This window comes from Corallococcus sp. bb12-1, from assembly GCF_026626765.1.
GTDB classification, from domain to species: Bacteria; Myxococcota; Myxococcia; order Myxococcales; family Myxococcaceae; genus Corallococcus; species Corallococcus terminator.
Map to the genome: position 1 here is coordinate 19,437 of NZ_JAPNJZ010000004.1, position 20,564 is coordinate 40,000.

General features: G+C 69.4%; 19 protein-coding genes. 13 read left to right on the forward strand and 6 right to left on the reverse strand.

Annotated features, from left to right (window positions below):
• Positions 1–27: 27 nt before the first annotated feature.
• The gene (locus OV208_RS09270) at positions 28–1,017 is read right to left on the reverse strand and encodes an NAD-dependent epimerase/dehydratase family protein (RefSeq protein ID WP_267573468.1); all 990 of its coding nucleotides are present in this window, start codon (positions 1,015–1,017) and stop codon (positions 28–30) included.
• A gap of 106 nt (positions 1,018–1,123) precedes the next feature.
• Between OV208_RS09270 and OV208_RS09275 the strand changes: the two genes are divergently transcribed.
• The 3 genes from OV208_RS09275 (at position 1,124) to OV208_RS09285 (ending at position 5,142) form a co-directional block, all read left to right on the forward strand.
• Complete coding sequence (locus tag OV208_RS09275) at positions 1,124–1,759, forward strand: TetR/AcrR family transcriptional regulator (RefSeq protein WP_267573469.1); 636 nt, start codon at positions 1,124–1,126, stop codon at positions 1,757–1,759.
• Positions 1,760–1,934: 175 nt separating this feature from the next.
• Positions 1,935–3,605 carry a DUF1800 domain-containing protein gene (locus OV208_RS09280; protein ID WP_267573470.1) on the forward strand — a complete coding sequence of 557 codons (1,671 nt, stop codon included), beginning with the start codon at positions 1,935–1,937 and terminating at the stop codon, positions 3,603–3,605.
• Between the two features lie 4 nt (positions 3,606–3,609).
• Positions 3,610–5,142, forward strand: coding sequence for a DUF1501 domain-containing protein (locus tag OV208_RS09285; protein ID WP_267573471.1), 1,533 nt, complete (start codon positions 3,610–3,612; stop codon positions 5,140–5,142).
• Between the two features lie 54 nt (positions 5,143–5,196).
• Here OV208_RS09285 and OV208_RS09290 read toward each other — a convergent pair whose 3' ends face one another.
• Positions 5,197–6,435 (reverse strand): hypothetical protein, encoded by a 1,239-nt coding sequence (locus OV208_RS09290; protein ID WP_267573472.1) that lies wholly within the window; start codon positions 6,433–6,435, stop codon positions 5,197–5,199.
• 44 nt (positions 6,436–6,479) lie between these two features.
• Positions 6,480–7,364, reverse strand: coding sequence for an NAD-dependent epimerase/dehydratase family protein (locus OV208_RS09295; RefSeq protein ID WP_267573473.1), 885 nt, complete (start codon positions 7,362–7,364; stop codon positions 6,480–6,482).
• Positions 7,365–7,458: 94 nt separating this feature from the next.
• Between OV208_RS09295 and OV208_RS09300 the strand changes: the two genes are divergently transcribed.
• The 4 genes from OV208_RS09300 (at position 7,459) to OV208_RS09315 (ending at position 11,457) form a co-directional block, all read left to right on the forward strand.
• Positions 7,459–8,427 carry a LysR family transcriptional regulator gene (locus tag OV208_RS09300; RefSeq protein WP_267573474.1) on the forward strand — a complete coding sequence of 323 codons (969 nt, stop codon included), beginning with the start codon at positions 7,459–7,461 and terminating at the stop codon, positions 8,425–8,427.
• Between the two features lie 128 nt (positions 8,428–8,555).
• The gene (locus OV208_RS09305; protein WP_267573475.1) at positions 8,556–9,896 is read left to right on the forward strand and encodes a hypothetical protein; all 1,341 of its coding nucleotides are present in this window, start codon (positions 8,556–8,558) and stop codon (positions 9,894–9,896) included.
• Between the two features lie 42 nt (positions 9,897–9,938).
• Positions 9,939–11,222 carry a hypothetical protein gene (locus tag OV208_RS09310; protein ID WP_267573476.1) on the forward strand — a complete coding sequence of 428 codons (1,284 nt, stop codon included), beginning with the start codon at positions 9,939–9,941 and terminating at the stop codon, positions 11,220–11,222.
• Positions 11,223–11,229: 7 nt separating this feature from the next.
• Positions 11,230–11,457 (forward strand): hypothetical protein, encoded by a 228-nt coding sequence (locus tag OV208_RS09315; protein ID WP_267573477.1) that lies wholly within the window; start codon positions 11,230–11,232, stop codon positions 11,455–11,457.
• Between the two features lie 6 nt (positions 11,458–11,463).
• Here the strand turns inward: OV208_RS09315 and OV208_RS09320 are convergent, their stop codons facing one another.
• Positions 11,464–11,763, reverse strand: coding sequence for a DUF3817 domain-containing protein (locus tag OV208_RS09320; protein ID WP_267573478.1), 300 nt, complete (start codon positions 11,761–11,763; stop codon positions 11,464–11,466).
• Positions 11,760–12,158, reverse strand: coding sequence for a hypothetical protein (locus OV208_RS09325; RefSeq protein WP_267573479.1), 399 nt, complete (start codon positions 12,156–12,158; stop codon positions 11,760–11,762). The genes OV208_RS09320 and OV208_RS09325 overlap by 4 nt, the downstream gene beginning before the upstream one ends.
• 125 nt (positions 12,159–12,283) lie before the next feature.
• Between OV208_RS09325 and OV208_RS09330 the strand changes: the two genes are divergently transcribed.
• Positions 12,284–13,243 (forward strand): GlxA family transcriptional regulator, encoded by a 960-nt coding sequence (locus tag OV208_RS09330; protein WP_267573480.1) that lies wholly within the window; start codon positions 12,284–12,286, stop codon positions 13,241–13,243.
• A gap of 3 nt (positions 13,244–13,246) precedes the next feature.
• Here the strand turns inward: OV208_RS09330 and OV208_RS09335 are convergent, their stop codons facing one another.
• Positions 13,247–14,173 (reverse strand): MBL fold metallo-hydrolase, encoded by a 927-nt coding sequence (locus tag OV208_RS09335; protein ID WP_267573481.1) that lies wholly within the window; start codon positions 14,171–14,173, stop codon positions 13,247–13,249.
• A gap of 106 nt (positions 14,174–14,279) precedes the next feature.
• Here OV208_RS09335 and OV208_RS09340 point away from each other — a divergent pair, with 106 nt between their 5' ends.
• The 5 genes from OV208_RS09340 to OV208_RS09360 form a co-directional block, all read left to right on the forward strand.
• On the forward strand, positions 14,280–15,164 hold the full coding sequence (locus tag OV208_RS09340) for a LysR family transcriptional regulator (protein WP_267573482.1): 885 nt from the start codon (positions 14,280–14,282) through the stop codon (positions 15,162–15,164).
• Between the two features lie 42 nt (positions 15,165–15,206).
• Positions 15,207–15,794: an NYN domain-containing protein gene (locus OV208_RS09345; RefSeq protein ID WP_267573483.1), complete on the forward strand. Its 588-nt coding sequence runs from the start codon at positions 15,207–15,209 to the stop codon at positions 15,792–15,794.
• A 39-nt stretch (positions 15,795–15,833) separates the two neighbouring features.
• The gene (locus OV208_RS09350; RefSeq protein WP_267573484.1) at positions 15,834–17,591 is read left to right on the forward strand and encodes a DUF885 domain-containing protein; all 1,758 of its coding nucleotides are present in this window, start codon (positions 15,834–15,836) and stop codon (positions 17,589–17,591) included.
• Positions 17,588–18,466: an alpha/beta hydrolase gene (locus OV208_RS09355; RefSeq protein ID WP_267573485.1), complete on the forward strand. Its 879-nt coding sequence runs from the start codon at positions 17,588–17,590 to the stop codon at positions 18,464–18,466. The genes OV208_RS09350 and OV208_RS09355 overlap by 4 nt, the downstream gene beginning before the upstream one ends.
• Before the next feature lie 164 nt (positions 18,467–18,630).
• Positions 18,631–20,564 (forward strand): amino acid adenylation domain-containing protein (locus OV208_RS09360; RefSeq protein WP_267573486.1); only part of this gene is annotated, 1,934 nt, incomplete at its 3' end.

A 20,564-nucleotide genomic window follows, 5' to 3' on the forward strand; every position in this document is an offset into this window, starting at 1 on the left:
TCCGCGGGCCCCGCGCGATGACGGCCGTCACGTCGTCGCGGGGACGGCCGCCGGATGCGCCTTCGCCTGCTGCTCGCGCATCTCCACCAGCGTCTGGCGGATGCCTTCGGCGTAGGGCGTCTTGTACACGGTGCGCAGGAGCGCCCGGAGCGCGGAGTCGTCCATCAGCACGGGGTTCGTAAGCAGGTAATACATCTCCACCAGCTCCCGCATGAAGGGGTCGAACAGGCCCGCGAACCGCACCATCCCCTTGCCCATCGTCATCATCTTCGCGGGGCCGCCCGCCTGCGCGTAGATGTCCTGCACCATCTTCCGCTGCGTGGTGACGCCCGCGCCCGCCAGGTTCCAGAAGTGTCCGTACGCGCGCGGCTCCTCCATCAGCGCGGTGACGATGGGGCCCACGTCCTTCACGAAGACGAACTCGTGCGGCGCATCCAGCGGGCCCACGAGCCCAGCGCGCTTGCCCTTCAGGGCGCCGATGAAGGCCCGGTACAGGAAGCTGCGCTCCGTGCCCGGCCCGTAGAAGTCGGGCAGCCGCAGGATGGTGCCTTTGATGGAGCCCGCCGCGTCGGCCGCGAGCAGCAGGTCCTCCTGCTCCTTGCGCATGCGCCCCTTGTACGAGTTCGGCTCGCGCGGGTGCGCTTCCGTCACGCGTTCGGTGCGCGGCAGGCCGTAGGGATACACCGTGCCGATGAGCACCACCCGCTCCACCCCTTCCGCGATGGCCGCGTCCAGCGTGCGGCGCATCAGCACCGGGTGCAGGTGGAACTGCCAGTAGTTCACCCCCACCATGTAGATGAGCGTCCGCACGCCGCGCGCCGCCGCGCGGATGGACGCCGGATCCTCCGGGTTCCAGGCGACGATCTCCGCCTTCGGATCCGCCCCGTATTCCCGCCGCAGGCCCTGCACCGAGCGCCCGACCACCCGGTAGCTCCGGCCCTGCGCCTGGAGCGCGCGCGCCACACCCTGCCCAATGACACCCGATGCACCGAACAACGCCACCGTGTCGTTTGCCATGTCGCTCTCCCCGGAAATGAACGTCCATCAGAATCCTGAACATCGTTCCGTAAACACCGTTCATTTATTGCTGGCTGTTCGCTCCGTCAAGTCCTACCCTGAAAACATGGGCATCACGGAACGGAAGGAACGGCAGAGGGCGGAGCTGCGCGAACACATCCTCCAGGTGGCGCGCGACATGGTGATGAAGGAGGGCTTCGACGCCCTGTCCATGCGCAAGCTCGCGGAGGCGGTGGAGTACGCGCCCGCGACGCTCTACCTGCACTTCGAGAACCGGGACGCCATCGCGAGGGAGCTGTGCGTGCGCGGCTTCCAGGAGCTGTTCGCGGCGCTGGAGCCCGCGGCGCGCGTGGTGGAGCCGGTGGAGCGACTGTCACGCCTGACGGAGGCCTACCTCGGGTTCGGCCTGAAGCAGCCGGAGACCTACCGCCTCATCTTCATGGAGGACGCCCGGCTGTCCGAGGCCCTGTTCCAGGACGCGAAAGAAGGCGCGGGGCCCCAGTCCTTCGCCGTGCTGGTGCGCGTGTTCGAGGACCTGGAGGCCGCCGGCCGCACCCCGGAGGGCACCCTTCCCGCGCGGCTCGCGGAGGTGTTCTGGGCGGGGCTGCACGGCATCGTGAGCCTCAAGCTCACCTGCTCCGGCTTCCAGGGCGCGCCCGCGGAGGTGCTGGGACAGACCCTGGTCACCACCCTGGTTCGGCCGGCGCCTCCTCCCGCGAAACCGGCCCGGCGCTCCCGTTGAGGGAGGCTTCTTCTCAGCAAACCTCCCAGGGCGGCCGGAAACCTCCGGAGTCCTATGGTTCCGGCACTACCAGAAAAAACCGCTTTAACTGAATTTATCAACCTCCTAGAATCCGCTGCGACGTCGCGGCCCCGACGTTCCCGGGGTCGTTTCCCGTGGTTCCAGGAGGTATCGGATGTTTCGTCGCACCGCCCTGGCCTTCGCCCTGTGCGCCGTATCCTGCACAGGGGCGGATGGCCCCCCCGAACAGTCTCCCCCCGCCGAACAGGTCCTGGGTGAAGCCCAGCAGGCCGTGGATTCGAACGAAACCCCCAGCGAGGCGAACAGCATCCGCTTCCTGGAGCAGTCGTCGTTCGGCCCGCGCCTGGCGCGCACCGCGACTACCCCGCCCGTGGGCACCGTGGAGCATGTGATGGCGGTGGGCATTCCTACCTCCCTCACCGAACAGTTCGCGCTCCAGCCCGCCGCGCAGTTCAGCGGGGCGGACACCGCCCCGGACCTGGGCTCTCAGTTCTTCCTGCGCGCGGTCGCCGGGGAGGATCAGCTGCGGCTGCGCGTGGCGTTCGCGCTCAGCCAGATCATGGTCGCCTCCCAGTTGGGCATCCCGGAGTCGACCCGGACGGCGTACTCGGATCCGAAGACGGCGATGGCCGGGTACATGAACCTGCTGTCGTCGCACGCGTTCGGGAACTTCCGCGACCTGATGGAGGCGGTGACGAAGAGCCCCGCCATGGGCCGCTACCTGGACATGGTCAACAACCGCGCGTTCAACGGGGCCGGCAATCCCATTGATCCGAATGAGAACTACGCGCGGGAGATGCTCCAGCTCTTCACGCTGGGCCTGCACAAGCTGAACATGAACGGCACGGTGCAGTACGACGCCGTCACCGGACAGCCCAAGCCCGCGTACACGGAGGCCCAGGTGCAGGCCTTCGCCAGCACGCTGTCGGGGTGGACCTACAAGGCCGCCGCGTGCCCCGCCAAGGGCGGCACCATCACCACGCCGGACTACACGCAGCCGATGATGGCGTGCGACGCGAACCACGACAAAGGCTCGCAGCAGCTCTTGCGCAACTTCTCCACCACGGCGAACGCGACCCCGCAGGTGCACCTGACGGAGGCGCTGGACAACGTCTTCAACGACCCCAACGTCCCGCCCTTCATCAGCAAGCAGCTCATCCAGCACCTGGTCACCAGCAACCCGACGCCGGCCTACGTCAAGCGCGTGGCCACCGTGTTCGCGAAGGAAGGCGACCGCGGCAACCTGAAGGAGGTGGTGCGCGCCATCCTGGAGGACACCGAGGCGCGCGGCGCCCAGCCGCCCCAGACGCTGCGGCCCGGCTTCGGCCACCTGCGCTCCCCCGCGCTGTTCATCACCAACACGGTGCGCTGGCTGGAGCCCACGTTGGAGCTGAACAAGGACCCGGGCAACCGGCTGAGCACCTGGAGCAAGAGCCTGGGCCAGTGGGTGACGCGCTCGCCGTCTGTCTTCAGCTACTACCCGCCCAACGCGCCGGCTCCCGGCACCGACGGCCTGCTCGGCCCCGAGTTCGCCATCCTCGACACGGCGACCGTCACCGCGCGCGCCAACTTCGTCCACGAGTTCCTCTACTCGAACATGGCGGTCAATTCGGGCATCACGGTGGACTACAACCTGGTGCCATCGGACGCCACCGCGCTCGTGGACTGGCTGGGCCAGTACTGGCTGCACGGCACCATGGACCCGGCCTTGAGGACGCGGCTGTTGAGCGCGCTCGCGGATCCGAACGCGGGCACGGTGCTGCGCAGGAAGAAGCTCGCCCTCTACCTCACCTCGCTCTCCCCCTCCTTCCAGGTCCAGCGGTGACTTCATGACGACCACCCGACGCCAGTTCCTCCGAGGGGCCACCAGCAGCCTGGGCTTCCTCGCCGCCGCCGCCGCCATGCCCCGCTGGATGGGCAACGCCCACGCCGCCACGCTCAGTGGCTACGCCGGCTCCCGTGTCGCCGTCTGTGTCTTCCTGCTGGGCGGCAATGACAGCAACAACGTCCTCGTGCCGCGCCTGGGCACCCAGAACGCGAACTACCTGGCGGCCCGGCCCAACGTGGGCATCCCGCTGGGCGACCTGCTCATCATCAACCCGACGGGACAGACGCAGACCAATGCCTACGGCCTGCACCCGTCGCTGACCAAGGTGCGCGACCACTTCAACGCGGGCCGCGCGGCCTTCGTGTGCAACGTGGGCCCGCTCGTGAAGCCCCTGACCAAGGCGGACTACACGGCCAGCCTGAACCTGCCGGAGAACCTCTTCTCCCACAGCGACCAGCAGGACGCCTGGGCCAGCGCGCTGGCGAACCCGACCACCAGCACGGTGACGACCGACATCAAGGTGACGGGCTGGAGCGGGCGCGCGGCGGACAAGCTGCACATCCTCAACAGCAGCACCCCGCCGGACTACCCGGAGGTGACGTCCTTCGGTGGCAAGCCGCGCTTCACCGTCGGCGCCGAGCGCAAGCCGCTGATGGTCGCCGCCGACGGCACGCTCGCGTTCCGCACCGTGGGGGACGCGCCCTTCGACGCGCTCCAGCAGCAGGCGCTCCAGGACGTGATGGCCGTGCAGGACAGCGTGGCGCTGGAGGGCTCCTACGCGGGCGTCTTCGGCACCGCCCAGACGTTCGCCACCGCGAGAGCGGCCGCTCGTGACGCCGCGTGGACGCGGATCGCCGCGGGGACTCGCGCGACGATTGAAACCCTGTTCGCGACGCCCGTCGGCAAGGACCGCTGGACGCTGCACACCCAGCTCTACCAGGTGGTGCGCGACCTGGTCGCGGGGGCCATTCCCGCCGCCACCGGCGGGTTGGGCCTGAAGCGCCAGGTGTTCTCCGTGGGCTTCGGCAGCTTCGACACGCACCAGAACCAGGATGTCGATCAGCCGGAGCTGCTCGCGCAGCTCGACTTCGCGCTGGACGCTTTCCAGCAGGCCATGAACCTGCTGGAGACCGACCCGGCCTTCGGAGCGAACGCGCCGCAGTCCACGCTCTTCACCATGAGCGACTTCAGCCGCACGTTGCAGGAGAACGTGGAGCGGGGCACCGACCACGCCTGGGGCGGGCACGCGCTGGTGATGGGCAACCGCGTGGCGGGCAACAAGCTCTATGGCGCCTTCCCGTCCCTGGACCTGAGCGGCTCGCTCGACGGCTCCACGGACGACAAGGGCCGCTGGATTCCCACCGTAACGGTGGAGCAGTACGGCTACACGCTCGCCGCGTGGCTGGGCCTGAACACGGCCGAGGACCGGGACTACGTGTTCCCCAACCTCGCGGGCTACGTGCAGGACGCCATCGCGCGGAGCTTCCCGGCGCTGGCGCAGCGGCACAAGCTGAGCTTCATGCTTCCGGACTGAGGTCCGTGAGGCCAGGGAAGGCCGCGGGCCCCTTCGGCTCGCGGCCTTCCTGCTTCAGGGCACGCAGGCGGGCATGCCCGGCAGCACGGCGTAGCCCCGGTCGCACCCCACGTCGCGCACCGCGAGCGCGCGGTCCTGGGCGTCGTAGGTCTCCAGCGCGGCGGACAGCTCCGCGACGAGCTGGGTCTTCAAGGTCTGCGTCTGGGCGGTAGGACCGGAGGCCAGCCCGCGCGCGGTGGCCAGCTCCAGGAGCGCGTCGAACACCTCGTCCAGCGCGGCCTCCGTGGTGCGCTCACGCGCCGGAAGCGCGGAGAAGTCGGTGCCCGTCTCCCAGACATGGCGGAGCACGTGCAGCGTCTGGACGCACTCGGCGTTGGACATGTCGATGGTGAAGGTGCGCGGCAGGCCCACGGGGCCCGTGCTCGTGGACGCGTCCGTGCAGACGTGGTGCGAGATGCGGTCCGCCAGCGTGTGCAGGTAGATGCCCGCCCGGGCTTCGGCGGCGTACGTTCCGATGTACGCGTCGAAGCCGGTGGACAGCACGCCGGTGCCCACGTCGATGACCTGGGGACCCGTGGGGGCGCTGAACGGCACCGCGAAGGGGCCCACCGCCGCGACGCTGCCGCTGACGACGCCGGGCTGGCTGTTCCACTGGTAGCACAGGGGGCCCAGCGCGTAGTTGCCACCGGACGCCGGCACCGTCAGGCCTCCGGTGCAGCCGCGCCCCGCTCCCTGCCCCTGGAGCGCCCAGGCGCGGAGATTGGCGAGCAGCACCTCATCGGTGTCGGTGGCGTCCGGGTGCAGGCCGTCCACGGAAGGGTCGGGGTACGCGGCGCCGCCGTTGCGCGGGGTGACGAAGTGGAAGAGCACGCCCCCATGGTCAAAGTCGCCCCGGGTGACGCCGCTGATGGACTTCGTGGTGTGGGCCGTCGCGTCCGTCGCGGGAGCGCCCGTGAGCGTGCGCGGCGCGAACGTCCCCAGGTCCGTCGCTTCGTCGTAGGCGGCAATCCAATACGCGCTGATGGAGTTGAAGCCCACGGCCTGCGCCAGGACGTAGGTCGCGTCCACGTGGACGAGGCTGCGTCCCCCGTTGGACTGGCCCTTCGCGTCCGCCACGGCCGACAGCGCGGCCGACTTGCAGGCCGTGGAGGCGTCTCCAGGCGCGCAGCCGGCGGGCAGAGGCTGACAGTTGAGCGGGGCGGTGCCGTTCGCCGCGTAGCAGAGGTCCTCGCCAAAGGCGAAGACGGGGGTGGTGAACAGCAGCGAGGCCAGGAGCAGGGGTCGTCGGGTCATGCCCTCCACAACCCTGCCCGGCCGCGATGGTTGCGCGTGGGCGGCTACTTCGCTTCCGCGATGACGTCGAACACCGAGGGCCGGTGCGGCTTCCAGCCCAGCTCGCGGGCCCGCTTCGCATGGATGCGGCTGTTGGACGCGAGCGCCAGACGGCCCAGCTCCACGCCCCAGAGCTTCTCCGCCTCCGACACCGGCATGCTGCCGACGGGCAGGTCGTAGCGCTTGCCAATGGCCGTCACCACGTCGCGGAAGTTCGCCTCGCCGTTCTCCGCGAAATAGAACGTTCCGGCCGGCGCTCGCTCCAGCACCCTCAGGTACAGGTCCGTCAGGTCCTCGATGTGCACGTTGGACCAGACGTTCTCGCCCTTCCCGATGTAGCGCGCGGTGCCCGTCTGTCGCGCGTACTTGATGAGCGGGGGCAACTGGACGCTGTCCGGGTTGAGGCCCAGGCCCTTGCCATAGATGAGGCACGGGCAGATGACGTTGGTGTGGATGCCGTCCTTCTTCGCGTCCAGCACGAGCGTGTCCAGCGCGATGCGGGCCACCTTCTCCGGGACGGGGTCGATGGGCATGTCCTCGTCATGCACCTGCGTCGTCAGCGTGCCGCCGGTGTCGGTGGCGACGATGCTGGAGCCGCTGGTGTGGATGAAGTGCTTGTGGGAGCCCTTGAGCGCGGCGAGCAGCACCTCCACGGTCTTGCGGTCGTCCGCGGACGCCGCGTTGATGACGGCATCCGCTTCCTTCGCCAGCCGCGTCAGCACGTCCACGTCGTCGAACGAGGCGACCGTGGCCTGGATGCCTCGCGCCTCCAGCTCCCGGGCCTTGTCCTGCGTCCGGGCGGTGCCCACGACCTGGTGTCCCGCAGCCATCAATCGCACCGCCACCGACCCACCGATGTAACCCGTCGCGCCCAGCACGAAGACTTTCATGACCTGCTCCTGTGAGAGGAATCACAACCTGCATTGTTCCCCGCTGGACGGGTAGTGGCTTGTCGGGCACATGTCCTGTTCCTAGAGTTCGCGAATGACCCTCCTCCAGGAGCCGCTCGCAGGGCTGGGCGCGTTCGTGCGTACGCTCGAGACCGGCAGCTTCAGCGCGGCGGCGCGCGCGCTCGGCGTGTCCCCGTCCGCGATCAGCAAGACGGTGGCCCGGCTGGAGGGCCGTCTGGGGGTGTTGCTCCTGCAACGGGGCACGCGGACGCTCCAGCCGACCCCGGAGGGACTGTCCCTCTTCGAGCGCGGTCAGCGCATCGTGGCGGAGTTGGAAGCGGCGCAGGGCGAACTGCGCGAGTCGAAAGGCCCCCGGGGGCCGCTGCGCATCACCGCGCCCATCGACCTGGGCCGCCACTGGCTGGTGCCCCGGCTGCCCGCGTTCCTGGCCGCGTATCCGCAGGTCGAGTGCGAGCTGGGGCTCACGGACCGGTTCATCGATCTGGTGGAGGAGCGGATGGACGTGGGACTGCGCATGGGCGAGAGCGCGGACGCGAGGTTGATCCGCAAGCGGCTGGGGGAGTCGCGCGCGGTCATCTGCGCGTCGCCCGCGTACCTGCGCCGACGCGGCACGCCCCGGAAGGTGGCGGACCTCCAGCGCCATGCGTGTCTGGCCTATCTGCGGGACGGACAGCGCGTTCCCTGGCGCCTGGATGGAGTCGCGGTGGACGTGCCCGGTCCCTTCGCGTCCGACAACAACGAAGCGCTGCTGGCGGTGGCGTTGGAGGGCGTGGGCATCGCGCGCATCCCGGAGTTCGTCGCGGAGCAGGCCCTGGCCGAGGGGCGGCTCCAGGCACTGCTCACGACCGTGCACACGCCCGGGCCCGACGTCTACATCGTCTATCCAGAGCGCAGGCACCTGTCGCCGCGCGTGCGCGTCTTCGTCGACTTCGTGTCGGAGGCCTTCCACGAGACGGAGACGCGGACGTCCCCACCGGCACGCGGGCGGGCGAGGAAGGGCACGGCGCCTGCCGTGGGAGTGGCGGCGAAGCGGAAGGAGTGACGTGTCTTCGTGCGGTTGAGGCCGGGTGTCCGCGCCTTGTTAGAGTCCTGCGCGCGCCGTGGCGAACCCGTCCGGCCAGGGGTTGTCCACACATGCGGATGCGTCTCACGGCTCGATGGATTCTGGGTGTGGCGGGATGTTGGCTGCTGGCCGGCTGTGGTGGCGGCGACGTGAAGGTCCGGGGCCACGTCACCCAGGGTGGAGGCCAGCAGGCCCAGGGGCTCACCGACGGCAAGCCCGCGCTGGGCGGCGACGGGACGGTGACCGCCACGCGGAAGGTCCGCGCAAGCCTCGTGGGCACGGACGGTGCGTTGAAGCAGTTGGCCGAAGCCGACGTGGAGTCTGGCGGCGGGTACACCCTGGAACTGGACGCGACGTACGACCGGATGGTCATTGAGGCGGTGGACTCCAAGGGCGTCACGGTGGCTTCGGCGCTGTTGGACTCCACGCAGCCAGCGACCGGAGAGGACACGCGCACCGCGCCTCCCATCAACACGGAGTCCTCGCTGGAGGCGGAGGTGTTCGTGCGGATGGTGAAGGACGGCACCTCGCCTGCGAGCGTGGACACGGTGGACCTGCGCACGCGGATCAACGCGGAGCAGGCGGCGGCGGTGCGCGGCGAGCCGGGCGACGAAGTGAAGGCGGGTTCCGTGAAGGCGCTCGCGGCGGCGATGCGCGCGGCGCAGGACACGCGGCTCAAGGCTTACGCCAGGGCGGGAGCCCTCGTGACACAGGTGTATCTCTTCAACGTGTCGCTGGACGCGGCCGCGAAGCTCGACGCCGCGCTGGATGCGGGCGGGGAATCCTCCACGGAGGCGTACGACGCGTTCTTCGCGGCGGTACGGGAAGCCACGAAGGAAGCGAACGCGCAGCAGGAACAGCAGGCGGAGCGCGAAGCCAGTGTGGCGTTCCGATTCTCGGTGAAGGCGAAGGCGCCAGCGGGCTCCGGCATCGCCGACGCATCGGTGCGGTCGGCCGCCGCGCTGGAGGGTCGCGCCACCGAGGCCTCGGTGCGGGCCCTCCTTGAGGCAGCCAACGCCACCGATGCGGCGAAGGCCCAGGCGGACACCGCCGCCACCGCGCTTCGCACCGGGCTGGCCGGTGCCCCTTCCGCCAGCGTCGCCAGTCAGGTCTGGGCGAACTACTCCGCGCAGCTCACCTTCAACGGCCGGACGTCAGTGGTGGGCACGCATCTCGGAGTGACCGCCGACACGCAGCTCACGTTCCAGGACGCGGTAAATGCCAGCGCCGGGGCGCTCGTCACGCTGGACTCGGCGTTGAGTGTCATCGCGTTACAGGCCGGCGAGGCCAACAGCACGGTCCTTTCCGATGCCATCGTCAACGCATTCTCCACCTACGACGCGGCGTTGCGGCTCCAGGGCAACACCCGGCTCGATCCATTTGGAGCGAAGGCGGCGTCGGGTGTGGAGCTGCTGGTCATCTCCGCAGGCGCGTTCCGCCTTGAATAGCCAGCAATCAGCAAAAGGACCCATATGTCCTCACGATGGTTGATGGCCCTTCTCCTGCTCCTCCTTGCCGGCTGCAGCGCCACGCGAGCGGTGCACCTGGACACGGGGCATGGCGCACCCATCGTTTTCACGCCCCGCTCCAGGGCCATGCCGGTGGAGCTGGACAAGGATGACTTCGTGGCGGCCCTGACCGCATTGGGCCGGACCGTGCGGACATCCACCCGGCCGCAGGAAGCGGCGCGACAGATGCTAGAGGTTGAGCAACGCAGCGGCGATTACATCCTTGAACCCCATCTTCGCCGCATCACGCCTCTGGGCCCGGGGGAACACCTGGAAGGAGAGCCACCCGGTACGCATGTGGAGTTGACGCGCGCCTACCTACGTTGGTGCGAGCGCACCGCCAGGCCCGGTGATTGTCTTCGCTTGCTGGTGGAGGGCCCTACTGTCACGGGTGATGGGCGCTACGCCCTTGCCATGGCGATGGCCCAGGGCGTCGTGCTGGAGGAGATGATGGGCGCATTCAAGGACATGGCCGATCCCCAGGCCATGTTGGCAACCGTCCTATGGACCTGGACCACTTACATGATCCTGCTTGCGGTGCCCGAACCGTTCACCAAGGGGATTGCTGCGGTGATGACGCTCACCCTCATCGCCTACGTGGGAGTCGACACCTTCAAGAGCCTCATCGTGGGCTTCAATCGACTGGTAGAGGCAGCAGACCGGGCCACGACGTTCAACGAACTCCGCGAAGCGGGAGAACGATACGGCAAGGTCATGGGCCGGAATGCAGCACGCGCATTCGTCATGCTGGCCACGGCGGCGATTGGCAACACGTCTGCGGGGTTGGCGACCAAGGTCCCCTTGCTCCCCGGCGCTACCCGGGCTGCGGTGCAGGCAGAGGCACAGACGGGAACTCGGCTCGCGGCTGTCAGTGGCGTCGGGTCGGTAGCAATGAGCACCGAGACGCTCACCATTGCACTCGCACCGGGGGTGGTAGCGATGACGGCCCATGGCCACGGTGGTGACTCCGCACCGAAGCAGGCCATCGTCATCCCGACGGGACGGACCAAGCACATCTTCCGAGATGCACCCGGGCATCTTCAGGACACACCTACCCATCGACGATGGCTGCAAGAATTGGCCGAGGATGAATCAGCTCGACTTGGAGCAGACAGATTCGGCAACAGCTGGTTCGCACGCCTCAATCCGGATGGGACTCAACTCTGGGTGCAGGTGCGGGGCAGAGAGATCATCAACGGCGGGTTGAATCAGGTAGCACGCGACTACAACTCCCAGATGGGGCTGTCCGCTCCGGCCAGACCTTGAGGTCATCATGGAAGACACGCTCACGCTCAAAGTGGCTTACGCGGCGATGTACGAATACATGAGCATGCTCTATCAGCAGACCGCATCGGAGGACCTGGGCGGCTTTCTGGGCAGCATGTCCCTGCTGGACAATGGTGAGCCCGCGGATCCGGCGGCCTGGGCCGACTGGCTTCACGCCGTCCAGAAGGCCAGAAAAGGCCAGGTCGTGATGAGCCTGGGGCTCAAGCAGGACTGATGTCACTCACCTCGGCGACCTGTCCTCCTCACGCTTGAGCGCGCGGTCCAGCACGAAGTTTCCGAACGGGACCAGCGACGCGCCGAACGCCGCGAGCGAGCGGCGCGCGGGCCACCCGTGCTCCGAGGCCGCGCGGAACAGCGAGGACACGAAGAGCAGGAACAGCAGCCCGTGCACGCTGCCGGCGATGCGCACAGCCAGCGGCTGTCCGAGCAGGTACTTCACTGGCATCGCCACGAAGAGCAACCCCAGGAAGGACATCCCCTCCAGGAAGGCGATGAGCCGCAACTGCCGCAGCGCATTCATGTGTCCACCCCGGGCCAGCGCGGCCGGAAGATCATCAGCACCAGCACGAAGAAGAACGGAACGGCGGCCATCAACGCACCCGCCACCGTGCGGCGCTCGCGCGTCGCCATGGCCACCAGCGCGAGCTGTGACACGAACGACAACGACAGCCCGCCCAATATCCACGGCTCCGTCAGCGACAGGTTGAGCTGGAGCGTGAGGAAGTAGCCCGCCGTCCACGTCACCAACAACCCCGGCGACGCGATGGCATGCACCGCGCGCTTGCGGTCGATGGAGCTCGTGGCGACCAACGCCCCGACGAGCCCTCCTCCGTAGAGCACCACGCCAGTGAACTTGAGCAGGAGCAGGAAGCGGTAGAGCAGCACCAACAGCCTCGGGGACCCGATGACGTCCATCGCCACTAGGCCCCGTATGGCACGCGCCCATCCAGCGCCGTGAGTGGCGGAAACGCCAATCTTCAACGGGTTCCCGCCAAGGGCCTCCCCTTGGCGGGAACCCGGCGGGCTGGCATCTTCCCGCCATGCACGTCGTCGCCATCGTCGCGCTGGATGGAGTGGTGTCGTTCGATCTCTCGACACCGTGCGGGGTGTTCGGCTGCGTCCGCCTCCCTGGAGGAGCCGCCGGCTACCAGGTCCGCGTCTGCGGGGTGACGCCCGAAGTCAACGCGGGCCCCTTCCAGATGAAGACCCGCTACGGATTGGCGGAGCTGGCCCGAGCGGACACCGTCATCCTGCCCGGCATCTCGGACATCTCCGCGCCCGTGCCACCCCGGCTGGTGAGCGCGGTCCGCGCGGCGGCGGCCCGGGGCACTCGCATCGCATCCATCTGTTCGGGGGCCTTCCTGCTCGCCGCGACGGGCCTGCTCGATGGACTCCGCGCGACGACCCACTGGCTGGCCACGGACGAGATGGCCCGGCGCCATCCGGACATCCAGGTGGATCCGAACGTCCTCTATGTCGACAACGGTCAGTTCCTGACCTCCGCGGGGGCCGCCGCGGGACTCGACCTGTGCCTGCACCTGGTGCGGCGCGACTACGGCTCCGCGGTGGCGGCGGACGCGGCTCGGCACTCCGTGATGCCCCTGGAGCGCGACGGCGGCCAATCCCAGTTCATCACCCACGCGCCTCCCACCCCGGAGGGCGCGTCCCTGCAACCCCTGCTGCGGTGGATGGAGGACCACCTCCACAAGCCCCTCACCCTGCCCTCCCTCGCGCGCAAGGCCGCGATGAGCGAGCGCACCCTGAGCCGCCGCTTCCGGGAACAGACCGGCACCACGCCCCTCCAGTGGCTGCTCCGGGCCCGCGTGCGCCGCGCCCAGCACCTGCTGGAGACCACCAGCCAATCCGTGGAAGCCGTCGCGGAGAAGGTGGGCTTCGGCTCCGCGACCGCCTTCCGTGAACACTTCCAGCGCATCGTCACCACCAGCCCCCTGGCCTACCGCCGCGCATTCCGAGGCGGCGGCGCGGGCGTTTCGCACTGAAGCTCAGTGCTGGTGGCCGAAGCGCACCTCCACTCCGGGGTGCGCCGCGACGAACGCGCGCAGCTTCTTGAAACTCTCCACGCCGCGCGGCCCGTCCTGGGTGAAGGTGCCCGGCTCCACGTCGTGCTCCCAGCCCCAGCGCGTGTGGCTGGCATCCCCCAGGAGCAGCACCGGCCCCTTCGTGGAGCGCACCAGGTACGCGGTGCTCCCCGGCGTGTGCCCGGGCACCCAGAGCGCCCACACGGATCCGTCCCCGAAGATGTCCACCGCGCCCTCGAAGAGGCCCTGGGGCTCCGCGGTGTAGTTCCACTCCGACAACGCCGGCTTGCCCTCCAGCGCGCGGTTGACGGCGCCCTGCACGAACAGGTTCACGAAGGTGCGCTTGGAAGCCTCTCCCGGGCCGGTGAAGACGGGCGTCCCCGCCGGGACGTCCGCCATGCCGGTGATGTGGTCCGGGTGCAGGTGCGTGAGGAAGACACCCGCCACCGGCTTCGGCTGCTTCGCCAGCCACTCGCCCAGCGGCATGAGCACCTTCATCTTCTCCATGTGCATCTGGCTCGCCACGATGCCGCGCATCGCGGACCGGTCCGGTGCATCCCGCAGCGCCGTCTCCACGCCGGTGTCCACGATGAACAACCCCTGCGTCGGGTGCCGCAGCGCGTGGAAGAAGACCTGGACGGGCACGTCGTCATCCTTCAACTGCGCCGCCTTCGCCGAGGGGTGGTCCAGGTTGATGAGACCGCCGCGCTCCACCGCCCAGTCGCAGGATGTGACGGTCTCCAGTTCCACCGGCCCCGGCGCGTCCAGTTCCGCGAGCAGCGCGGACGCGGGCTTTGTCAGTCCGAGCGCGGACTTCTGGAAGTCGTGGGACGACGTGGCGCAACCGGTGCCGACCACCGCGAGGCAGAGCGCGAGCAGCGTGGACTTCATGGCGGAGACTCCTTCCGGGACGGACCCGGCCGTTCAATGCGGACCGCACCATGGGGGATGCGCCCATGGATGGGAATCCATGAAATGGGCATGATGCCATCCATTCATGGATATCCCCTGGGATGACGCCCGGCTGTTCCTCGCCATCGCGGAGACCGGCAGCTTCAGTGGCGCCGCGCGACGGCTGCGCATCGGACAGCCCACGGTGAGCCGCCGGCTGGCCGCGCTGGAGTACGCGGTGGGCGCTGCGCTGTTCCGCCGGAGCGTGGACGGCGCGGCGCTGACGGCGGCGGGCGAAAGGCTGGTGCCACCCGCGAAGAAGATGGCGGAGTGGGCCGGCGAGCTGCAACGCGCGGTGGAGTCCTCGGACAGCTCGCCCCGGGGGCTCGTGCGAGTGACGAGTACACCCTATCTGGGCTTCGACTTCCTGGCCCCCTTCGCCGCGTTCGTCGCCCAGAAGCACCCGGGCCTGCGGCTGGAGGTGCAGTCACAGGTGCAGTACCTGGACCTGGCGCGCGGCGAGGCGGATCTCGCGCTGCGCAGCCGGCCGCCCACCAGCCCGGACCTCAAGCTGGTGGACACGCTGGAACTCCCCAACGGCGTCTTCGTCTCCCGGGCCCTCAAGGCGCGGCTGCCGAAGAAGGTGACGCTCCAACAATTGCCCTGGGTGGCCTGGGCGCCCCCGTTCGACACGGTGCCGCCCAACCCCCAACTGGAGTCGCTCATCCCCGGCTTCACCCCGGCGTTCACCGCCGACAACTACCTGTTGTTGGTCGCGGCGGCGGAGGCCGGGCTGGGCGCCATGGTGCTGGGACGCATGGCGCACCGCTTCCAACGCCCGACGAACCTCGTGCCGCTGGAGCTGGACCTGGGGCCCTTCGCCCGGAGCCAGACCCACCTGGTGTGCGCGAAGTCCGCCTTGGACATTCCGAGGGTGCGGAGGGTGTCGGAACTGTTGCTTGCCGAGTTCCAGCGGATCCGCGCGCGCTGAAGAAGCCTCCCAATCGCCAGCGGGGCGCGTATTGTCACCGCCATGCAACCCGTACGTCCCGCCGCTGCCTCCTACGTGCTCATCGACGCCGAGAACGTCGACTGGGCCGTCTCCAACATCGTGGGCCGCAAACCCGAGCCTCAGGATCGGGTGCAGTTCGACCGGCTCATCGGCTTCTGTGAAACATATTTTCCCAAGCCGGTGCGATGCGTGGTGGTGCTCAACGCGCGCGGGGAGCAACTGCCGGACGCGATGATCGGCTTCGTGCGCGCGCTGAAGTCCGCGGGCTGCGAGGTCGCGCTGCTGCACGGGCGGCCGGATCAGAAGGTCGTGGACCTGGGCATCCTCAAGCTCCTGGAGAACATCCGCACCCAGCGCCCCGGCGCGGCGGTGGGACTCGCCAGCCACGACGGCGCGGACTTCGCGGAGGCACTCAAGCCGCTCCTGGAGGAGAAGCGCCAGGTGGCCGTGCTGGGCCTTCGCGAGTACGTAAGCCAGCGCTTCCGCGAGCTGGTGCCGGCCGGCCTGAAGATCGTCGACCTGGAGCTCAACGCCAAGGTGTTCCAGCGTCCCCTGCCGCGCATCCTGCCGGTCAACGTGGACGAGTTCGATCCGTCGATGTTCGTGTAGTCGTGGTCCGTCGCAGCGCTCCCCTTCCGGAGTCCGTCCATGCCTCCCGAATCCACCTCCCAGCGCGGCGGCGCCTCCGCCGCGCTGCACGCCCTGCTGGACACGGAGTGGCAGTACTCGCTCCAGCAGTACCCCACCTATGCCTCGCTGTTGGGGGACCGCCGGTGGAATGACCGGTGGGATGACCTGAGCCTCGCGGGGCTGGAGGCGGACCACCGGCACAGCCACGACGTGCTGGCGAAGCTCGCCCGCGTGGACCGCGACGCCCTGGACGACGACGCGGACCGGCTGCACCTGGACCTCTTCCGCCGGATGCACGAGACGTGGCTGGAGGAGTACGGGGTGAAGTGGCACCTGCTGCCCCTCAACCAGATGGGCGGCCTGCCGGAGGGGCTCAAGCAGCCGCCGGGGCTCCAGACGGCGTACCAGTTGGCGGACACGCTGCGCTTCGAGACGGTGCGGGACTACGAGGACTGGGTGAAGCGGCTGGAGCGCTTCGGCGCCTACGCGGATCAGGTGGTGGCCCTGATGCGCGAGGGCCTGCGCCAGCACCGCATCCACCCGCGCATCGTGCTCCAGCGCATCCCGCCGCAGTTGGAGCGGCAGCTCGTCTCCGACCCCACCCAGAGCGGCTTCTATGGCCCCTTCACCCGCATCCCGAAGGACGTGCCGGAGGCGGACGCGCGACGGTTGGCGCAGGCGGGCCGCGACGCCATCCTGAACACGGTGGTGCCCGCGCTCCGGCGCACCCGGGACTTCCTCCTGACGGAGTACCTGCCCGCCGCCCCGGAGACCGTGGGTGTGTGGCAGTTCCCGGATGGTGAAGCGCTGTACTCGGTCCTCGCGCGCCGCCACACGACGACGCGCCTGTCCCCCGAGGAGATCCACGCGGTGGGCCTGGAAGAGGTCCAGCGGCTGCGCGCGCAGATGCTCCAGGTGATGGCGCGCACGGGCTTCACCGGCACGCTCCAGGAGTTCTTCGAAGCGCTGCGCACGCAGACGCGCTTCTACGAGCCCACGGGCGAAGCGCTGCTCGCGCGCTACCAGGCCCTGGCCAGGCGCATTGATCCGCTGCTGGAGCGGCTGTTCCGGACGATGCCGAAGAAGCCCTACGTCGTCGAACCCGTGCCGGAGGCCATGGCCCCGGACGTGACGACGGGCTTCTACTTCCCCGCCGCCGCGGACGGCTCGCGCCCGGGCACCTTCCAGGTGAACCTCTACCGGCCGGAGACCCGCCCCATCTGGGAGATGGTGCCCCTGACGCTGCACGAGGCCGTGCCCGGCCACCACTTCCAGATATCCCTGGCCTCCGAACAGACGCAGCTGCCGGAGTTCCGCCGCTTCACGTCCTACGTCGCCTTCGACGAGGGCTGGGCGCTGTACTGCGAGTCCCTGGGCGACGAACTGGGCCTGTACGACGACCCGCACGACAAGTTCGGCCAGCTCGCCTTCGAGATGTGGCGCGCGGTGCGGCTGGTGGTGGACACCGGCCTGCACGCGAAGCAGTGGACGCGGCGACAGGCCCTGGACTTCTTCATGGAGAACGCCCCGCGCCAGGAGCTGGACGTCACCAACGAGGTGGACCGCTACATCGCCTGGCCGGGACAGGCGCTGGCGTACAAGGTCGGCCAGCTGCGGATCAGCGCCCTGCGCACGAAGGCGGAGGCCACGCTGGGCTCGCGCTTCGACGTGAAGGCGTTCCATGATCAGGTGCTGCTGACCGGCTCGCTGCCCCTGGACGTGCTGGAGGCGAAGCTGGACGCCTGGATGGAACACGAGGCCCGGGGCGCGGCATGAAGCGCGTGCTCGTCACCGGGCTGGTGCTGGGCGGCGTGGCCCTGCTGGCGCTCGCGGCCTGGGTCGCGGTGCGCAGCGCACGCTACATCGCGTCGGAGGTGTACCCGCCCCGCCAACCGGTGGAGCGGCCCCCGGCGAAAGGGGTCTTCGCCGGCCTGCGCGACGTGTCGTTCCAGGACCGCGACGGGCTCCTGCTCAAGGGCTGGTACCTGCCGCCCCGGAATGGGGCGCTCGTCATCCTGGTCCACGGCCTGTCGGGCAACCGCACGCAACTGCTGCCCGAGGCCCGCTTCCTCGCCCAGGCCGGGTACGGGCTGGTGCTCTTCGACCTGGGAGCCCACGGAGAGAGCGCTGGGACGGTGTCCACCTACGGCGACCGCGAGGCGGGCCAGGTGATGGCGGCGGTGGATTTCGCCAGCCGCCAGCCGGAGGTGGATGCCCGGCGCATCGGCGCGCTCGGGTTCTCCCTGGGGGGCTATTCGGTGCTGAAGGCGGCGGCGGGTGACCCGCGCCTCAAGGCCGTGGTGGTGGAGGCCGCGGCCGTCGCCCCCGCGCAGGCGCTCCAGGACGAACTGGGGCACTGGGGCCCCCTGGGCCTGTGGCCGGCGCTGACGGTGATGAAGCGCGCGGGCGTGGACGTGAACGCCGTGCAACCCGCCCGGGACATGGCCGCGCTGACCGACCGCCCCGTCCTGCTGGTGGCCGGCACCGAGGATCCCTGGGTGCCCGACGCCGCCCTGGACAACCTGCTGGGTCAGGGCCGTGGCCCCTGGGAGAAGTGGCGGGTGCCGGGCACGGGCCACGGGGACTACCTCCTGGCTTCTCCCGAGGAGTACCCCCGCCGCGTGCTCGGGTTCTTTTCGCGCTTTCTCTGAATACGTACGCCGGGAAACGGCGCCGGAGCGGTCCAGGGCTCGCCTGCCCGCAAGGAATCGGTCCGGGGCCGTTGAATCCTGTACAGACATGGCATGCTTGGGGACCGGCTTGGCCTGTCTTTCCCATCCTCTACACTTCGAACGCTCAGAAACAGAAAGTCGGGATGGCCCTGGGGGATATGTCCGTGGATGAAGCGGTCAGGCAGACAGTGGTGGGGCGCTTCACGGCGCAAGCAGCGCGCACCCCCGAAGCCGAGGCGGTCCGCTTCGAGGGCGTAGGGCTGACGTACGGGGCCCTGGATCGCCGCTCCAACCAACTGGCCCACCACCTCCAGGGCCTGGGCGTGAAGACGGACGTGCTCGTCGGCGTGTGCCTGGAGCGCTCGGTGGAGATGGTCGTGGCGGTGCTGGCCGTGCTCAAGGCCGGCGGCGCGTACCTTCCGCTCGATCCCGCCTATCCCGCTCCGCGTCTGTCATTCATGTTGGAGGACGCCAAGGCGCCGGTGCTGCTGACCCAGGCGAAGCTGCGTGCGGGGCTGCCGGCCTTCGCCGGGCCAGTGCTGTGCCTGGATGAATCCCCCGCCCTCTTCGCCCCGGAGGCCCCGGCCTCCCCGGTGGACGCTTCGAGCCTGGAGGGGCTGGCGTACGCCATCTACACCTCCGGCTCCACGGGCACGCCCAAGGGCGTGGCGATGGGGCACGGGCCTCTTGGCAGCCTCATCACGTGGCAACTGGGCCAGTCGATCGCCGGCCCGGGCACGCGCACGTTGCAGTTCTCGCCCCTGTCGTTCGACGTGTCGTTCCAGGAGCTGTTCGGCACGTGGTGCTCGGGCGGAACGCTGGTGCTGGTGCGGGACGAGCGGCGGCTGGACGCCGTGCTGCTCCTGAAGCTGCTGGCGGACGAGCGCGTGGAGCGGCTGTTCCTGCCCTTCATCGCGCTGCAAAGCATCTCGGAGATCGCCATCTCGCACCAGAAGGTGCCGGCGTCCCTGCGCGAGGTGGTGACCGCGGGCGAGCAGCTCCAGGTGACGCACCACCTGCGCGCCTTCTTCGCCGCGCTGCCGGGTTGCGCGCTGCACAACCACTATGGCCCGTCGGAGACGCATGTCGTCTCCAGTTACGTCCTCCGGGGCTCCCCGGATGCATGGCCCGCGCTGCCGCCCATCGGAAAGGCCATCGACGGCTGTGAGCTGGTGGTCCTGGACGAGCAGAAGCGGCCCGTGCCGCCCGGGGAGTCCGGCGAGCTGTTCCTCGCCGGCGTGTGCCTGGCGCGTGGCTACCTGCACCGCGAGGCGCTGACGGCGGAGCGCTTCGTGGCGCACCCGCTGCGCCCCGGCACGGGCGAGCGCGCGTACCGCACCGGCGACCTGGCGCGCGTGCTGCCCGATGGCAACGTGGAGTTCCTGGGCCGCATCGACGGCCAGGTGAAGGTGCGCGGCTACCGCATCGAGCTGGGTGAGATTGAAGTCGCGCTCGGCAGCCACCCGGCGGTGAAGCAGGTGGCGGTGGTGGCGCGCGAGGACGTGCCCGGCGACAAGCGGCTTGTCGCGTACGTCGTCCCGGACGGCACGCTGGAGCACGCGGCCGGGACGCTGCGGCGTCACCTGGGGACGCGGGTGCCGGACTACATGGTGCCCTCCTCGTTCGTCGTGCTGGAGGCACTGCCCCGGACGCCCAGTGGGAAGATCGATCGGCGCGCCCTGCCCGCCCCGCTGCCCACGCGGCCGGAGTTGCAGCAGGCCTACGTGGCGCCCCGCTCGACGCTGGAGCGGACGATTTCGGAGTCGTGGGCGCAGCTCTTGCGCATCGACCGGGTGGGCATCCACGACAGCTTCTTCGAGTTGGGCGGCAACTCGCTGCTCGCGCTCCAGTGCGTGGCGCGGCTGCGGCAGGAGCACGGGCTGGAGATCCCCATCGTCCAGCTCTTCCAGTCGCCCACGGTGGCGCAGCTCGCGGCGGTGCTCTCCGGGGATTCGTCGCGGCCCTCGCTCAAGCAGCAGGTGGAGGCGCGGCAGGCGAAGCGTCAGCAGGCGGCCGGTGGGACGGGGGCTTCGGAGCCGGTGGCCATCATCGGCATGGCGGGCCGCTTCCCGGGCGC

Excerpts from the sequence above, each read along its gene's own strand:
- OV208_RS09355 (WP_267573485.1), top strand. The coding sequence starts at position 17,588 with ATGAAGCGCGTGCTCGTCACCGGGCTGGTGCTGGGCGGCGTGGCCCTG.
- OV208_RS09345 (WP_267573483.1), top strand. The coding sequence starts at position 15,207 with ATGCAACCCGTACGTCCCGCCGCTGCCTCCTACGTGCTCATCGACGCC.
- OV208_RS09285 (WP_267573471.1), top strand. The coding sequence starts at position 3,610 with ATGACGACCACCCGACGCCAGTTCCTCCGAGGGGCCACCAGCAGCCTG.
- OV208_RS09280 (WP_267573470.1), top strand. The coding sequence starts at position 1,935 with ATGTTTCGTCGCACCGCCCTGGCCTTCGCCCTGTGCGCCGTATCCTGC.
- OV208_RS09330 (WP_267573480.1), top strand. The coding sequence starts at position 12,284 with ATGCACGTCGTCGCCATCGTCGCGCTGGATGGAGTGGTGTCGTTCGAT.
- OV208_RS09290 (WP_267573472.1), bottom strand. The coding sequence starts at position 6,435 with ATGACCCGACGACCCCTGCTCCTGGCCTCGCTGCTGTTCACCACCCCC.
- OV208_RS09320 (WP_267573478.1), bottom strand. The coding sequence starts at position 11,763 with ATGAATGCGCTGCGGCAGTTGCGGCTCATCGCCTTCCTGGAGGGGATG.
- OV208_RS09350 (WP_267573484.1), top strand. The coding sequence starts at position 15,834 with ATGCCTCCCGAATCCACCTCCCAGCGCGGCGGCGCCTCCGCCGCGCTG.
- OV208_RS09325 (WP_267573479.1), bottom strand. The coding sequence starts at position 12,158 with ATGGACGTCATCGGGTCCCCGAGGCTGTTGGTGCTGCTCTACCGCTTC.
- OV208_RS09275 (WP_267573469.1), top strand. The coding sequence starts at position 1,124 with ATGGGCATCACGGAACGGAAGGAACGGCAGAGGGCGGAGCTGCGCGAA.
- OV208_RS09300 (WP_267573474.1), top strand. The coding sequence starts at position 7,459 with ATGACCCTCCTCCAGGAGCCGCTCGCAGGGCTGGGCGCGTTCGTGCGT.
- OV208_RS09335 (WP_267573481.1), bottom strand. The coding sequence starts at position 14,173 with ATGAAGTCCACGCTGCTCGCGCTCTGCCTCGCGGTGGTCGGCACCGGT.
- OV208_RS09295 (WP_267573473.1), bottom strand. The coding sequence starts at position 7,364 with ATGAAAGTCTTCGTGCTGGGCGCGACGGGTTACATCGGTGGGTCGGTG.
- OV208_RS09315 (WP_267573477.1), top strand. The coding sequence starts at position 11,230 with ATGGAAGACACGCTCACGCTCAAAGTGGCTTACGCGGCGATGTACGAA.
- OV208_RS09340 (WP_267573482.1), top strand. The coding sequence starts at position 14,280 with ATGGATATCCCCTGGGATGACGCCCGGCTGTTCCTCGCCATCGCGGAG.
- OV208_RS09270 (WP_267573468.1), bottom strand. The coding sequence starts at position 1,017 with ATGGCAAACGACACGGTGGCGTTGTTCGGTGCATCGGGTGTCATTGGG.
- OV208_RS09310 (WP_267573476.1), top strand. The coding sequence starts at position 9,939 with ATGGCCCTTCTCCTGCTCCTCCTTGCCGGCTGCAGCGCCACGCGAGCG.